Source organism: Sphingomonas yabuuchiae (genome assembly GCF_014199595.1).
Taxonomy (GTDB): Bacteria; Pseudomonadota; Alphaproteobacteria; order Sphingomonadales; family Sphingomonadaceae; genus Sphingomonas; species Sphingomonas yabuuchiae.
On sequence record NZ_JACHNX010000002.1, the window covers coordinates 315,921 to 328,734 of the forward strand.

The 12,814-nt window shown below is 66.5% G+C and carries 15 protein-coding genes; 11 read left to right on the top strand and 4 right to left on the bottom strand.

The genetic code is table 11. The annotated features are described in order from the left end of the window. The first annotated feature begins 55 nt into the window (after nucleotides 1-55). The 8 genes from GGQ89_RS04650 to GGQ89_RS04680 all read left to right on the top strand — a co-directional run bounded on the left by GGQ89_RS04650 (nucleotide 56) and on the right by GGQ89_RS04680 (nucleotide 7,702). On the top strand, nucleotides 56-1,300 hold the full coding sequence (locus GGQ89_RS04650) for a sensor histidine kinase (RefSeq protein ID WP_184104449.1): 1,245 nt from the start codon (nucleotides 56-58) through the stop codon (nucleotides 1,298-1,300). Between the two features lie 72 nt (nucleotides 1,301-1,372). Beyond that, nucleotides 1,373-2,419, top strand: a complete 1,047-nt coding sequence (locus GGQ89_RS04655; RefSeq protein WP_184104451.1) for a substrate-binding domain-containing protein — start codon at nucleotides 1,373-1,375, stop codon at nucleotides 2,417-2,419. Continuing rightward, complete coding sequence (gene pstC, locus GGQ89_RS04660) at nucleotides 2,416-3,792, top strand: phosphate ABC transporter permease subunit PstC (protein ID WP_184104453.1); 1,377 nt, start codon at nucleotides 2,416-2,418, stop codon at nucleotides 3,790-3,792. Before GGQ89_RS04655 ends, pstC begins: the two co-directional genes overlap by 4 nt. A gap of 43 nt (nucleotides 3,793-3,835) precedes the next feature. After that, nucleotides 3,836-5,050: a phosphate ABC transporter permease PstA gene (gene pstA, locus GGQ89_RS19835; RefSeq protein ID WP_221238844.1), complete on the top strand. Its 1,215-nt coding sequence runs from the start codon at nucleotides 3,836-3,838 to the stop codon at nucleotides 5,048-5,050. Then, complete coding sequence (gene pstB / locus GGQ89_RS04665; protein WP_236697035.1) at nucleotides 5,047-5,808, top strand: phosphate ABC transporter ATP-binding protein PstB; 762 nt, start codon at nucleotides 5,047-5,049, stop codon at nucleotides 5,806-5,808. Before pstA ends, pstB begins: the two co-directional genes overlap by 4 nt. 8 nt (nucleotides 5,809-5,816) lie before the next feature. Further along, nucleotides 5,817-6,503, top strand: a complete 687-nt coding sequence (gene phoU, locus GGQ89_RS04670; RefSeq protein WP_056435378.1) for a phosphate signaling complex protein PhoU — start codon at nucleotides 5,817-5,819, stop codon at nucleotides 6,501-6,503. Between the two features lie 13 nt (nucleotides 6,504-6,516). Then, the gene (gene phoB, locus GGQ89_RS04675) at nucleotides 6,517-7,209 is read left to right on the top strand and encodes a phosphate regulon transcriptional regulator PhoB (RefSeq protein WP_042488715.1); all 693 of its coding nucleotides are present in this window, start codon (nucleotides 6,517-6,519) and stop codon (nucleotides 7,207-7,209) included. A 109-nt stretch (nucleotides 7,210-7,318) separates the two neighbouring features. Next, nucleotides 7,319-7,702, top strand: coding sequence for a hypothetical protein (locus GGQ89_RS04680; protein ID WP_184104455.1), 384 nt, complete (start codon nucleotides 7,319-7,321; stop codon nucleotides 7,700-7,702). A 74-nt stretch (nucleotides 7,703-7,776) separates the two neighbouring features. On the opposite strand, the gene GGQ89_RS04685 is transcribed toward GGQ89_RS04680, so the two are convergent. After that, complete coding sequence (locus GGQ89_RS04685) at nucleotides 7,777-8,109, bottom strand: DUF2794 domain-containing protein (protein WP_056434966.1); 333 nt, start codon at nucleotides 8,107-8,109, stop codon at nucleotides 7,777-7,779. Then, the gene (gene epsC, locus GGQ89_RS04690) at nucleotides 8,109-8,792 is read right to left on the bottom strand and encodes a serine O-acetyltransferase EpsC (protein ID WP_058745292.1); all 684 of its coding nucleotides are present in this window, start codon (nucleotides 8,790-8,792) and stop codon (nucleotides 8,109-8,111) included. Before epsC ends, GGQ89_RS04685 begins: the two co-directional genes overlap by 1 nt. A 154-nt stretch (nucleotides 8,793-8,946) precedes the next feature. Here epsC and GGQ89_RS04695 point away from each other — a divergent pair, with 154 nt between their 5' ends. After that, the gene (locus GGQ89_RS04695; protein WP_184104721.1) at nucleotides 8,947-9,711 is read left to right on the top strand and encodes a sulfite exporter TauE/SafE family protein; all 765 of its coding nucleotides are present in this window, start codon (nucleotides 8,947-8,949) and stop codon (nucleotides 9,709-9,711) included. A 132-nt stretch (nucleotides 9,712-9,843) separates the two neighbouring features. Here the strand turns inward: GGQ89_RS04695 and ahpD are convergent, their stop codons facing one another. Next, nucleotides 9,844-10,365 (bottom strand): alkylhydroperoxidase, AhpD family, encoded by a 522-nt coding sequence (gene ahpD, locus GGQ89_RS04700; RefSeq protein WP_056434968.1) that lies wholly within the window; start codon nucleotides 10,363-10,365, stop codon nucleotides 9,844-9,846. Nucleotides 10,366-10,489: 124 nt separating this feature from the next. Next, nucleotides 10,490-11,035, bottom strand: a complete 546-nt coding sequence (locus GGQ89_RS04705; protein ID WP_042488670.1) for a peroxiredoxin — start codon at nucleotides 11,033-11,035, stop codon at nucleotides 10,490-10,492. A 156-nt stretch (nucleotides 11,036-11,191) separates the two neighbouring features. Between GGQ89_RS04705 and GGQ89_RS04710 the strand changes: the two genes are divergently transcribed. Continuing rightward, the gene (locus GGQ89_RS04710) at nucleotides 11,192-12,094 is read left to right on the top strand and encodes a hydrogen peroxide-inducible genes activator (RefSeq protein ID WP_056434969.1); all 903 of its coding nucleotides are present in this window, start codon (nucleotides 11,192-11,194) and stop codon (nucleotides 12,092-12,094) included. Nucleotides 12,095-12,160: 66 nt separating this feature from the next. Continuing rightward, a complete protein-coding gene (locus GGQ89_RS04715; RefSeq protein WP_076716182.1) occupies nucleotides 12,161-12,781 on the top strand; it encodes a fasciclin domain-containing protein in 621 nt (206 codons plus the stop codon). The last annotated feature ends 33 nt before the right edge of the window (nucleotides 12,782-12,814 follow it).

Sequence of the window (12,814 nt, forward strand, 5' to 3'; positions counted from 1 at the left end):
GTCCGCCATTCAGCGGTGGAGACAGGGCGCGCCTCCGCCGCTACATCGGCACGTCATGGGATTCGGCATTCGCACCTTATGGGCCATCGTCGTCGTCGTGGTGGCCGCCGCCGTCGTGTTCCTGACGGCAGGACCGGCGCCTGCCATCATTGCGCTGGTCGGCGGGATCGCCGCCGCGTTGGTCGCCAGTGAGGGCGTGCCGAACGAAGCCGAGGAGGATCCCGCTGCCGAGGAGGGCCATACCGGCCTCTTTCCGCTGCTCGAAGAAGCGCTGGACGCGATCGTCGAGCCGGTGCTGCTGATCGAGGGTGGACGCGTGATCCTGGCCAATCGCTCGGCACGCGGGCTGCTCGGCAAGCATATCGTCGGCGAGGATGCCCGCATCGCCATCCGGCACCCCGCGGCCGCCGAACGTCTGCTGGCCAAGGAAGGCGTGACCGATCCCGACCATCCGATCTCTCTCGTCGGGCTAGGGTCTCTCGAACAGCGCTGGGAAATGCGCGTCGCCGATACCACGAGCGGCCAGCGCATCGTCCACCTGATCGACCAGACCGCACACGACGCCGCCGAGCGGATGCGCGTCGACTTCGTGGCCAATGCCAGCCACGAATTGCGCACCCCCCTCGCCTCGATCCTGGGGTTCATCGAGACCTTGGGCGACGAAGCGGGCGAGGACGCGGAAATCCGCGCGCGCTTCCTGAAGGTTATGTTCGACGAGGCACGGCGGATGCAGCGGCTGGTCGAGGACCTGATCTCGCTCAGCCGGATCGAGGCGGACAAGTATCGCCAGCCCGCCCAGCCCGTCGATATGGCCGAACTGGTCGACCATGTCTGGGAGGAGTTCCTCGACTCCGGCTCGCCACGCGCCGACGACATTGGCTGCGAACTGGCGGAAGACCTGCCGCCGATTGCAGGTGACCGCGCGCAATTGTCGCAGATGCTGCACAATCTGATCGGCAATGCGATGAAATACGGGAAGGCCGAGACGCCGGTGCGTGTCAGGCTGGATCGCGACGGGCCCATGCTGCGCCTGAGCGTCGCCGACCGGGGCGAAGGCATCGCCGCCAGCCATTTGCCGCGCCTGACCGAACGTTTCTACCGCGTCGACTCGGGCCGGAGCCGCAGCATCGGCGGTACGGGCCTAGGCCTCGCCATCGTGAAGCACATCGTCGAGCGGCATCGTGGAAAGCTGGAAATCGCCAGCGAGGTGGGCGTGGGGACGACCGTGACCGTCCGCCTGCCTGCGCTGAAGACGCCGGAAAAGAACGCTTCCGAGAGCTCTGTCACAAAATCACAATAAAAATGTCACACGGGAGTATGGCGAGCGTGGCAGCGCCGGTTCGCACCCGTTCCGGTGTTTCCAAGGATCTCGATGCGTCTGCCCTGCCTTCTCGCCGCGATGTTCGCGCTGGCGGCCTGCCATGATCAGGCCAATGGCGGCGGCGCGGGCGTGCGGGAGCAGATCACGGCTGTCGGTTCGTCGACCGTCTATCCCTTCACCACGATCATTGCCGAGCGTTTTGTCGCGGCCGATCCCGATGCCAAGGCGCCGGTGATCGAGTCGACGGGTACGGGTGCGGGCATGAAGCTGTTCTGCGCCGGGATCGGGGCGGGTCATCCCGATCTGGAAGACGCGTCCCGCCGCATGAAAGCCAGCGAATATCGCGACTGCGCGGCGCACGGTGCGGGCGAATTGCTGGAGATTCAGATCGGCATCGACGGCATCGCCTTTGCCGAATCCAAGCGCGGGCCGCACATGGCGCTGACCTCGGTCGATATCTACCGCGCGCTGTCGGCGCATCCCGGCGGCAAGCCCAATGCCGCGCGTACCTGGGCTGACGTCAATCCAGCGCTCCCCGCCATTCCGATTCAGGTCTATGGGCCGCCCGCGACCAGCGGTACGCGCGACGCGCTGGCCGAGCTGATCCTGGCCAAAGGGTGCGATGCAGTCGAACCGGGCGCACCCGCGCTGGCCGCCCGTGATCCCGAAGCGCACCGCCTGTTCTGCACGCGCGTCCGCGAAGACGGCGCCTATATCGATGCGGGCGAGAACGACAATCTGATCGTCCAGAAGCTCCAGGCCAATCCCGACGCGCTCGGCGTCTTCGGCTATTCCTATCTTGAGGAAAATCGCCAGACGGTCGACGGGGTGACGATCAATGGCGTCAAGCCGACCTATGACGCGATCGCCGCCGACCGTTATCCGGGATCGCGCCCCCTCTATGTCTATGCCAAGAAGGCGCATCTCGACGCCATTCCGGGGTTGCGCGCCTTCTTGCGGCTTTATGCCGAAAACTGGGGCAAGGACGGGCCGCTGGTCCGCCGGGGTCTGATCGCCTCGCCGGAGGCGATCCAGGCTCGTTCGCGCGCCATCATTGCGCGCGAAATCACGCTCGATCCGGCGAACCTGCCGTCATGAACGGCGTCGTCCTTCTGATCCTGACGGTCGGGCTGGGCATCATCGCCTGGGCCTCGACGCGGATGCATGCGCTCGGTTTCCGTCGTCGGTCGGGATCGCGCACCAGTTCGCTGCCGCATCATTATGGCTGGTATGTCGCGCTGTGGACGGCCGTCCCGCCACTGATCTTCCTTGCCATCTGGGCCGCGACCTCCCCCGCGCTCGTCACCGACATGGTGCTCCAGGCCCCTGCCGCCGTGCAGCTTCCCCCGCCCGGATTCGAGCGCGCGGCGATCCTGTCCGAAGCGCGCGCGCTGGCGGCGGGGCAGGCGCATGGTGCCTTCCATGCGCTTTCACGAACGCTCGCGCCCGCCTATGACGCCGCACAGACGCGGATCGACTGGATCGCCACCGCCATCGTCCTGCTGCTGGCGCTGGCGGGCGGCGCCTATGCCTATCTGCACGTCCGACCGGAGTTTTCGGCGCGCACCCGGATCGAACGGGTGGTGCTCGGACTGCTGCTTGGGGCATCGCTGATCGCGATCCTGACCACCGCCGGGATCGTCGCCTCGCTGCTCTACGAGGCCGGGCGCTTCTTCTCGGTCGTGCCGGTCACCGATTTCCTGTTCGGCACGCATTGGAGCCCCCAGTCGATCGATCCGCGCAATCCCGGCGCGTCGCTGGGCGCGGTACCGCTGTTCTGGGGCACTTTCTTCATCGGGGCGGTCATCGCCATGGCGGTCGCCATCCCGTTCGGGCTGATGAGCGCCATCTATCTGACCCAATATGCAGCCCCCCGTGCGCGCCGGATCATGAAGCCGGTGCTGGAGGTGCTCGCGGGCATCCCGACCGTCGTATATGGCTATTTCGCCGCGCTGACCGTGGCCCCCGCCGTCCGGCAGTTCGCGGTTGCGATCGGCATCGAGTGGGCTTCGTCGGAAAGCGCCTTGGCCGCCGGGCTGGTCATGGGGGTGATGATCATCCCCTTCGTCTCGTCCATGGCCGATGACAGCCTGGCCGCCGTGCCCAACTCGATGCGGGATGGCAGCCTGGCAATGGGGGCCACCCCGTCCGAGACGATCACCCGCGTCATGTTGCCCGCCGCCCTGCCCGGCGTGGTCGGCGGCGTGCTGCTGGCCGTCAGCCGCGCGATCGGCGAGACGATGATCGTCGTCATGGCCGCCAGCGGCGTCGCCACGCTGACCGCCAACCCTTTTGCCAGCACGACCACGGTCACACGCCAGATCGTCGACCTGCTGACCGGCGAAGCCGAGTTCGACAGCCCCAAGACGCTGGCCGCCTTTGCGCTGGGCCTGACGCTGTTCCTCATCACGCTGCTGCTCAACATCGTCGCGCTGAATGTGGTGAAGCGGTATCGGGAAACCTATGAATAAGCCGCCCTCCCAGCCTCCGGCCATGGGTTGGAACAGCCCCGCCATGGCCCGTCGCCTGCGTCGGCGCTATGCCGCGGAGCGTCGCTTCCGGCGGCTGGGCGCGGCGGCCGTCGCCTTGTCAGCGGCGTTCCTCGCCTTCCTGCTGATCACCATGCTGGCGCAGGGGCTTCGCGGCTTTACCGAGACGCGGGTGGCCATGCCGGTCAACCTTGCGGCCGCCGAACTGCCGATCGAGCCCGCCCGCCTGAAGGGGCGCGGGGCCGATCTGGCGCTGGCCGGGGCCGGCCTGGAGGATGCGGTGGAGAGCGCCGCGACGACCGCCTTCGGCCCGATGGGAACCGATCTGCTGTCGCCCGGCGCCTGGATCGTCGTGCGCGACGCGATAAAGGCCGACCCCGGGCTGCTCCGTCGCACCGACTGCTTCGAATTGCCGATCGCCAGCCGCTATGACGTCGCCGCCAAGGGTGTCGGTACGCCCGAGGCCGAGCGCGTCGTTGCGCAGTTGCAGGCGCGCGGGGTCCTGTCGACGGGATGGGACATGGGCTTCCTGCGCGATGCCGATGCCACCGACCCGACGCGTGTCGGTATCTGGGGCGCGGCGAAGGGCTCGCTGCTGACGATGCTCGTCACGCTGGCGCTGGCCTTTCCCATCGGTGTGCTGGCCGCCCTCTATCTCGAAGAATATGCGCCGAAAAACCGCTGGACCGACATGATCGAGGTGTCGATCAACAATCTGGCGGCGGTCCCCTCGATCATCTTCGGGCTTTTGGGGCTGGCAGTCTTCCTGGGCAGCTTCGGCCTGCCGCGCTCGGCCCCGCTGGTCGGCGGCCTGACGCTGGCGCTGATGACCATGCCGGTCATCGTCATTGCGGGGCGCAATGCGATCAAGGCGGTGCCGCCCTCGATCCGCGATGCCGCACTGGCGGTCGGCGCTTCGCGGGTGCAGGTCATCTTTCACCATGTCCTGCCGCTGGCCCTGCCCGGCATATTGACGGGCACGATCATCGGCATGGCCCGCGCCCTGGGAGAGACGGCCCCCCTGCTGATGATCGGCATGCGCGCCTTCATCGCCGCGCCGCCGCGTGGGCTGACCGATCCGGCGACCGTGCTGCCGGTCCAGATCTTCCTCTGGTCGGATCAGGTCGACCGCGGCTTCATCGAAAAGACCTCGGCTGCGATCATCGTCCTGCTCGTCTTCCTGCTCGCGATGAACGGGCTGGCCATCTATCTCCGCAATCGGTTCGAGACACGCTGGTGAATACCCCGAAGATAACCGCGCGCAACGTCAGCGTGTCCTATGCCGACAAGCAGGCGATCCATGACATCTCGATCGATGTCGACATGGATCACGTCATCGCGTTCATCGGCCCGTCGGGCTGCGGCAAGTCGACCTTCCTGCGCACGCTGAACCGCATGAACGACACCATCCCCTCGGCACGGGTGTCGGGTGACGTGCGGCTGGACGGGCAGGACATCTATGCGCCCGAGATGGACGTGGTGCAGCTGCGCGCGCGCGTCGGTATGGTGTTCCAGAAACCCAACCCCTTCCCCAAATCGATCTACGAAAATGTCGCTTACGGCCCCCGCATCCATGGCCTGGCGACCTCGCGGAGCGAGATGGATGCCATCGTCGAGCGCTCGCTGACCCGTGCGGGCCTGTGGAACGAGGTCAAGGATCGACTGTCGGAAAGCGGCACCGCGCTGTCGGGCGGCCAGCAGCAGCGGCTGTGCATCGCCCGCGCCATCGCCGTCGACCCCGAAGTCATCCTGATGGACGAGCCGTGCAGCGCGCTGGACCCGATCGCCACGGCGCGCATCGAGGAACTGATCCACGACCTGCGCGGCCGCTACGCCATTGCGATCGTCACCCACAATATGCAGCAGGCCGCCCGCGTCTCGCAACGCACCGCCTTTTTCCACCTCGGCACCTTGGTCGAGTACGGCAAGACGTCCGACATCTTCACCAACCCGAAGGAAGAGCGGACGAAGGACTATATTACCGGCCGTTACGGCTGAGGACGAGGATCATGGACCACACCGTAAAAGCCTTCGACAATGATATCGGCCGCCTGCGCGGGCTGATCAGCCAGATGGGCGGATTGGCCGAGGAGGCGATCGCTAACGCCATCAAGGCGCTGCAACGCTCCGACCTGGAACTGGCGCGCAAGGTCCGCGAGGACGACAAGGCGATCGACCTGATCGAGGCGGAGGTCGAGCGGCTGGCGGTGCGGACCATCGCACTCCGGGCGCCGATGGCCAACGACCTGCGCGAGGTGGTCGCGGCGCTCAAGATCGCCAGCGTCGTCGAGCGCATCGGCGACTATGCCAAGAACATCGCCAAGCGGGTGCCGATGATCGAAAGCGAGGATAGGATCGAACCCGTCTCGATCCTGCCCGCCATGGCCAAGATCGCCTCCGCGATGGTGCATGACGTGCTCGACGCCTTTGCCGCGCGCGATGCCGAGGCGGCGATCCGGGTCCGCGACAGCGACAACGCGCTCGACGATTTCTACGATTCCATCTTCCGCACGCTCGTCACCCATATGGTCGAGAATCCCAAGACGATCGGACAGGTCGCGCACCTGCTGTTCATCGCCAAGAATCTCGAACGGATCGGTGACCATGCGACGAACGTCGCGGAGATGGTCTATTTCGCCGCCACCGGCACCCAGATGGGTGAGCGGGACCGCGGCGGCACATTGCCTTCTTGAGGGAACAGGCACGATGGCACGGGTAAAGATGTTGCTGGTCGAAGACGACGCCGCGCTGGCGGAACTGCTCGTCTTCCATTTCAAGCGCGAGGATTTCGACGTCACCCATACGGTCGACGGCGAAGAGGCGCTGCTGCTGGCGCGGGAGAGCACGCCCGACATCGTCCTGCTCGACTGGATGGTCGAGGGGATTTCGGGGATCGAGGTCTGCCGCCGCCTGCGTCGCTCGGCCGAGACGGCGAACGTGCCGATCATCATGCTGACCGCACGCGGCGAGGAAGAGGACCGGGTGCGCGGGCTGGAGACGGGCGCGGACGACTATGTCACCAAGCCCTTTTCCCCGCGCGAACTTGTCGCGCGCGTCGGCGCGGTGCTGCGCCGCGTGCGTCCGGCGCTGGCGGGCGAGGCGCTGACCTATGCCGATATCGAGATGGATACGGTCGGCCACAAGGTCCGCCGGGCTGGCGAAGTCGTCTCGCTCGGGCCGACCGAATTCCGCCTGCTCAAGCATTTCCTCGAGCATCCAGGCTGGGTCTTCTCGCGCGAGCGGCTGCTCGACGCGGTATGGGGGCATGACTCGGATATCGAGAGCCGGACCGTCGACGTGCATATCCGCCGCCTGCGCAAGGCCATCAACATAGGCGACCGCCCCGACATCATCCGTACGGTGCGCTCGGCGGGCTATTCGCTCGACGCCGGTGGTTGATTAAAAGCCTGTCAGGATCGGGTCGCAAGCGAAACGAGGGAGCCAAGTGCGGCATGGGGCGTTCTGCCCGACGCGCTAACGCACTTGCGCTTCTGAACAGGAGATTCGCATGAAGCTCGTTTTTCTGGCCGCCACCGCTCTGATGGCGGCGCCCGCTCTCGCCCAGCAGACCCAGACTGACACCACCGCCCAAGCGGGGATGCAGGCTGGCGCCTCGACGCAGACCGATACGACCACGACTCAGACCCAGACCGACGCGTCGGCTCAGGGTTCGATGCAGGCCAATGCCGCCGCGACCGCCGGCACGATGACCGCCGGTGGCTATCAGCCCGCCCAGCCGCCCATGGCGTCGCAGCCCGCGCCCGGCGCGCCGGTCGTGTTCCAGCAGGCGCCCAGCCCGTCCCAGGCCTATCCGGCCCCGGCGCCGCTCAAAAGCTATCCGATCTGCAAAAAGGGTCAGTATGACCAGTGCCGTCAGCGTGGCGGCAAGTAATCGGCCTCTCACCCGGCTGTAAGAACGGCGCCGGTTCCCCGACACGGGGACCGGCGCTTTTTCATGGGGACGGGTTATTCCTCGACCAGCTTCATGAGGCGCCGCTCGACCGGGGCCAGAACCGGCCCCAGTTCATGCCCACGCTTCAGCACCGCCCCGCCCTCGCCGATCAGCGCCCACATGCCCTGTCGGTTGCGCAGCGCCGGGCGCTTCTCGATCCGGAATTCAGGACGTTCGGCCGCGCGGCGAAAGGCGGAGAAGATCGCCGCATCGCGGCCCATGTCCATCGCATAGTCGCGCCAGTGCCCGGCCGCGACCATCCGGCCATAGAGGTCGAGGATACGCGTCAGCTCCGCGCGGTCGAACCCCACCTGCCCCGCCGCTTTGGGAAAGGGTACGACCCCCATCAGGCCCGGTCGCGCTCTTCGCCCTGCTCGGCCAGCACCGCGTCCAGCCGCCGCCGCATCGTCTCCAGCTCGCAACGGAGCATTTCGATCTTCTGGGTCTGGGGGTCGAACATTTCGGAACAGGGCGTGCCGTAAGGAACGAAGCGCTTCTCGGGCGCAGCCCCGCCTTCGACGATCGTCGGGCGAGCCGGAATGCCGACCATCACCGCCCCCTCGGGCACGTCGCGCGTGACGACCGCGTTCGCGCCGACCCGCGCGCGCGGACCGACGATGATCGGACCCAGCACCTGCGCGCCGGATCCGACGATCGCACCGTCCATCAGGGTCGGATGCCGCTTGCCCGCCACGCCATTGTCCGGGCTGGTGCCGCCCAGGGTCACGCACTGATAGATGGTGACGTCGTCGCCGATTTCCGCCGTCTCGCCGATCACGACGAAGCCATGGTCGATGAAGAAGTTGCGTCCGATCTTGGCGCCGGGGTGAATGTCGATCGCGGTCAGGAAGCGGGTGAAGTGATTGACCAGCCGCGCGAGGAAAAACGCCCGCGACTTGTAAAGCCGATGCGCGACCCGATGCCCGGCCAGCGCCCAGACGCCGGGGTAAAGCAAAATCTCCGCACGCGAATGCGGAGCGGGATCGCGAGCCCGGATCGAATCGAGATAGGCGGCCAATCGGCTCGGCATGAGCATGTCCCCAGATGCGATATGCGCATTTAGGCATAGGCCCGGCCAAAATCCAGATCGACCCATTCTCGCTTGGTATCGGGCAAACTCTATCGCGGTTGCAGCGTTGGCCGGGACACGGCATGGCCGCCGGTCATAAAGCACAGGAGACATGATGGACCCGACGAGCACCGAACTGATCCACATCCTGCCGTTCGTGGCCGTGGGGTTTGCCGCGCAGGTGGTCGACGGTGCGCTGGGCATGGCCTTCGGGGTGATCTCCAACACGCTGCTCATCAGCCTGGGCGTTCCGCCTGCCGCCGCCTCGGCGGGCGTGCACAGTGTCGAGACCTTCACTACCGCCGTCTCGGGGATCAGCCATGCGGTCCATCGCAACGTCAACTGGCGGCTGTTCCTGCGGCTGATGATCCCCGGCGTGATCGGCGGTGCGATGGGCGCCTATGTGCTGTCCAACATCGATGCGGCCGTGGTGAAGCCCTTCATCCTGGCCTATCTGACCGGTATCGGCATCTATCTGCTGATCCGCGCCTGGCGGCACAAGGCGGCGACGCGCGAGCCCAGGATCGTCGAACCCCTGGGGTTCCTCGGCGGCTTTCTGGACGCGGCGGGTGGCGGCGGCTGGGGGCCGGTGGTGACGTCGAACCTGCTGGCCCAGGGCGCCGCGCCGCGCACCACCATCGGCACGGTCAACACCGCCGAATTCTTTCTGACGGCGACCATTTCGGCGACGTTCATCACGCAGCTCGGCTGGGGCGCCTTCACCATGGCGACGGTCGGGCTGCTGATCGGCGGCATCTGCGCGGCGCCGTTCGGGGCGATGCTGGCCAAGCGGGTCCCGGCGCGCACCCTATTGACGCTGGTCGGGGTGATCCTGACACTGACCAGCCTTTGGGGGCTGTATCAGGCGGTTAAAGGATAAATCCTCCCCGGCACGGGGAGGTGGCAGGCCAAAGGCCTGACGGAGGGGGGCTTCCGCAGAGTCCGTCCTTGGCGGAGAGCCCCCTCCACCATGCTACGCATGGTCCCCCTCCCCGTGCCGGGGGGGATATTTTTACGCGATCGCCGAGTGGACGGTGGCCACGGCCTGCATCACCGCCGCGATGCGGACGGCGGTCTGGATGACCTCGGCCGACGCACCGGCCTTCTTGAGCACCGCCTCATGCGCGTCGATGCACATGCCGCAGCCGTTGATCGCCGACACCGCCAGGCTGAACAGCTCGAAATCGATCTTGTCGATGCCCGGTGCGCCGATCACGTTCATGCGCAGCTTGGCGGGCATGTTGCGATATTCCTGGTTCCCGGCCAGGTGGGTGAAGCGGTAATAGACGTTGTTCATCGCCATCACCGCTGCCGCCGCGCGCGCCGCATTGGCGGCTTCGGGCGAGAGCTTGGGGGCGCATTCCGCCTCGGCGGCCTCGACCAGTGGCTTGTGGCCGGTGCCGTGCGCGCAGGCGAGCAGCAGGCCGTACTTGCGCTGATCGTTCAGCACCGGCTCGTTGAGCAGCGAGCCGACGTTCAGACGGATGTCCTTGGCGAAGTCGGGCAACTGCCCGGCAAATTCCTTGAGCGACATGAAAGGGATTGCTCCGGATAAGCGACGCCCCAGTCCGAGCCGCCGATCCGCGATGGACCAGCGACCCTCGCCGGGGCGTCGGAAATGTTGGGTCCGGGGACGTCACCGCCCCCGGACGACAGGATTACTCGGCGGCGAGCTGGAGGACGTCGTCGCCCTTGTTCCAGTTGCACGGGCACAGCTCGTCGGTCTGCAGCGCGTCGAGGACACGCAGCGTCTCGGCCGGGTTGCGGCCGACGTTCAGGCCGTTGATGGTCACGTGCTGAATGACATTGTCGGGGTCGATGATGAAGGTCGCGCGGTAGGCGACATGCTCATTCTTGTCGACGATGCCCAGCGCATCGGCCAGGACGCGGCCATTGTCCGCGATCCAGGGGAAGTCAGCCGCGGCCAGATCCGGGTCCGACTTGCGCCATGCCAGGTGGACGTGCGCGGTGTCGGTCGACGCGCCGATCAGCACGGCGTCGCGATCCTCGAAATCGCCCTTCAGCTCGGAATAGCCCACGATCTCGGTCGGGCAGACGAAGGTGAAGTCCTTCGGCCAGTAGAACAGGACCTTCCACTTGCCCTCATAGGAGGTGTCGCTGATCGTCTCGCCGGCGGGCAGCGCGTTGGTGCCCTGCTGGACGGGAACGGTGAATGCGGGGAGCTTGTCTCCAACGGTCAACATGGCAATAGCCTCCATTCTTCAACAAAATTCGGCTTCAGCCATCCTCTCGTACGATCGGCGGTTGGCCCGCCTGTATTCGTTGCCGTGACAGATATGGGGACTGGCGCCTTTGATCCAACAAGCTATTTGTCACATCGCAATCGACTGAGACGATCAATGGCCGCGACCTATCTACCGACCCTGAAACAGTTACAATATCTCGTGGCCCTGCAGGACCATGGCCATTTCGGCCGGGCGGCGGATGCGTGTTTCGTCACGCAATCCACCCTGTCGGCGGGCCTGCGCGAACTGGAAACGCTGATCGGCGTGACGCTGGTCGAGCGGACGCGACGTGTGGTGCGCTTCACGCCGCTGGGCGAGCGGATCGCCGACAAGGCGCGCCGCGTCCTGCGCGAGGCGGACGAACTGGGCGACATGGCCCGCGCCGCCGGACGGCCTTTGTCGGGCGAGATGCGCATGTCGGTGATCCCGACCATCGCGCCCTTCATGCTGCCGCGCATCCTTCCCCGGCTGCGGCGCGACTTTCCCGACCTGAAGCTGTTTCTGCGCGAGGAACCGAGCGGCCCGGCCTGCGAGCGTCTGCACAACGGTCGCACGGATTGCGTGCTGCTCGCCCTCCCCTATGCCTGTGGCGAGGTGACGGCCGAGCCCTTGTTCGACGACCGGCTGTTCGTCGCCTTCCCGACCGACGAGGATGTGACGCCGCCTGCCGCCTTCCCGGCCTCTGCGATCGACGAGGCGCGGCTGTTGCTGCTGGAAGACGGGCATTGCCTGAAGGACCATGCGCTGGCCGCCTGCAACCGCCCCGAACTGCGCGCCGAGGCGACGATGCTCGGCACGTCGCTTCATACCATCGTCCAGATGGTCGACAACGGCCTGGGCATGACGATGCTGCCGGAAATGGCGCTGCGCTCGGGCATTCTGGACAATACCCAGATCACCGCCCGGCCGCTGGACGCCGAGAATGCGGTGCGCAAGATCGCGCTGGTCTGGCGTCGCGCCAGCCCGCGCGAGAAGGACTTTCGTCTGTTGGCACAGGTGCTCGCTGAAGCAGCGTGAAGCGCAACCAGGGCGGCGCCTTGCGCGTCCCCTTCGATATCATCCCATCTACAGGAGATTTCGCCCATGACCCATAATGCACGGCGGCTGGTGGCCGTTCTGCCGCTCATCGCCATGATCGGACTGGGCGGCTGCGGACGCGGGCGGGATCAGCGGGAGGCCCCTGCGGCCCCGTCCAGCGCGCCGGTCGTCGCGACCCCGGCGGCTCCGCAGCCGGACCAGCCGATGGTGCCGACCCGCACCATCCTCGACAATGCGACGGCCACGCCTTCGCTATCGTCGCTGGTCGCCGCGATCCGCGCCTCCGGGCTCGCGACGACGCTCGCAGGCCCCGGCCCCTATACCCTGTTCGCACCGTCGAACGAGGCTTTTGCCCGACTGGCGCCGGGTGTGCAGGAGCAGTTGTTGCAGCCGGCCAACCGGGACTCGCTGGTCAAGCTGATCCGCTTTCATATGGTGCCCGGCGTCGTCGGTATCGCCGACCTGCAACAGCAGATCGCGGCCGGTGGCGGGACCGCCAAGCTGATGACCGTCCAGGGCGAATGGCTGACCGTCAGCATGACCCAGTCGGTCATCACCCTGACCGACAGCGGCGGCAACAAGAGCTATATCGAGGCGGGTGACATGACCCAGGCAAACGGGGTCATCCACATCGTCAACGGCGTTTTGGTGCCAAAACTGGATTAAGTGCGTTACCCCCAGCAGGACGGCCGTTTCGCT

Coding starts and splice junctions, on each gene's coding strand:
- GGQ89_RS04650 (WP_184104449.1), top strand. CDS start 56: ATGGGATTCGGCATTCGCACCTTATGGGCCATCGTCGTCGTCGTGGTG.
- GGQ89_RS04655 (WP_184104451.1), top strand. CDS start 1,373: ATGCGTCTGCCCTGCCTTCTCGCCGCGATGTTCGCGCTGGCGGCCTGC.
- pstC (WP_184104453.1), top strand. CDS start 2,416: ATGAACGGCGTCGTCCTTCTGATCCTGACGGTCGGGCTGGGCATCATC.
- pstA (WP_221238844.1), top strand. CDS start 3,836: ATGGCCCGTCGCCTGCGTCGGCGCTATGCCGCGGAGCGTCGCTTCCGG.
- phoB (WP_042488715.1), top strand. CDS start 6,517: ATGGCACGGGTAAAGATGTTGCTGGTCGAAGACGACGCCGCGCTGGCG.
- GGQ89_RS04680 (WP_184104455.1), top strand. CDS start 7,319: ATGAAGCTCGTTTTTCTGGCCGCCACCGCTCTGATGGCGGCGCCCGCT.
- GGQ89_RS04685 (WP_056434966.1), bottom strand. CDS start 8,109: ATGGGGGTCGTACCCTTTCCCAAAGCGGCGGGGCAGGTGGGGTTCGAC.
- epsC (WP_058745292.1), bottom strand. CDS start 8,792: ATGCCGAGCCGATTGGCCGCCTATCTCGATTCGATCCGGGCTCGCGAT.
- GGQ89_RS04695 (WP_184104721.1), top strand. CDS start 8,947: ATGGACCCGACGAGCACCGAACTGATCCACATCCTGCCGTTCGTGGCC.
- ahpD (WP_056434968.1), bottom strand. CDS start 10,365: ATGTCGCTCAAGGAATTTGCCGGGCAGTTGCCCGACTTCGCCAAGGAC.
- GGQ89_RS04705 (WP_042488670.1), bottom strand. CDS start 11,035: ATGTTGACCGTTGGAGACAAGCTCCCCGCATTCACCGTTCCCGTCCAG.
- GGQ89_RS04710 (WP_056434969.1), top strand. CDS start 11,192: ATGGCCGCGACCTATCTACCGACCCTGAAACAGTTACAATATCTCGTG.
- GGQ89_RS04715 (WP_076716182.1), top strand. CDS start 12,161: ATGACCCATAATGCACGGCGGCTGGTGGCCGTTCTGCCGCTCATCGCC.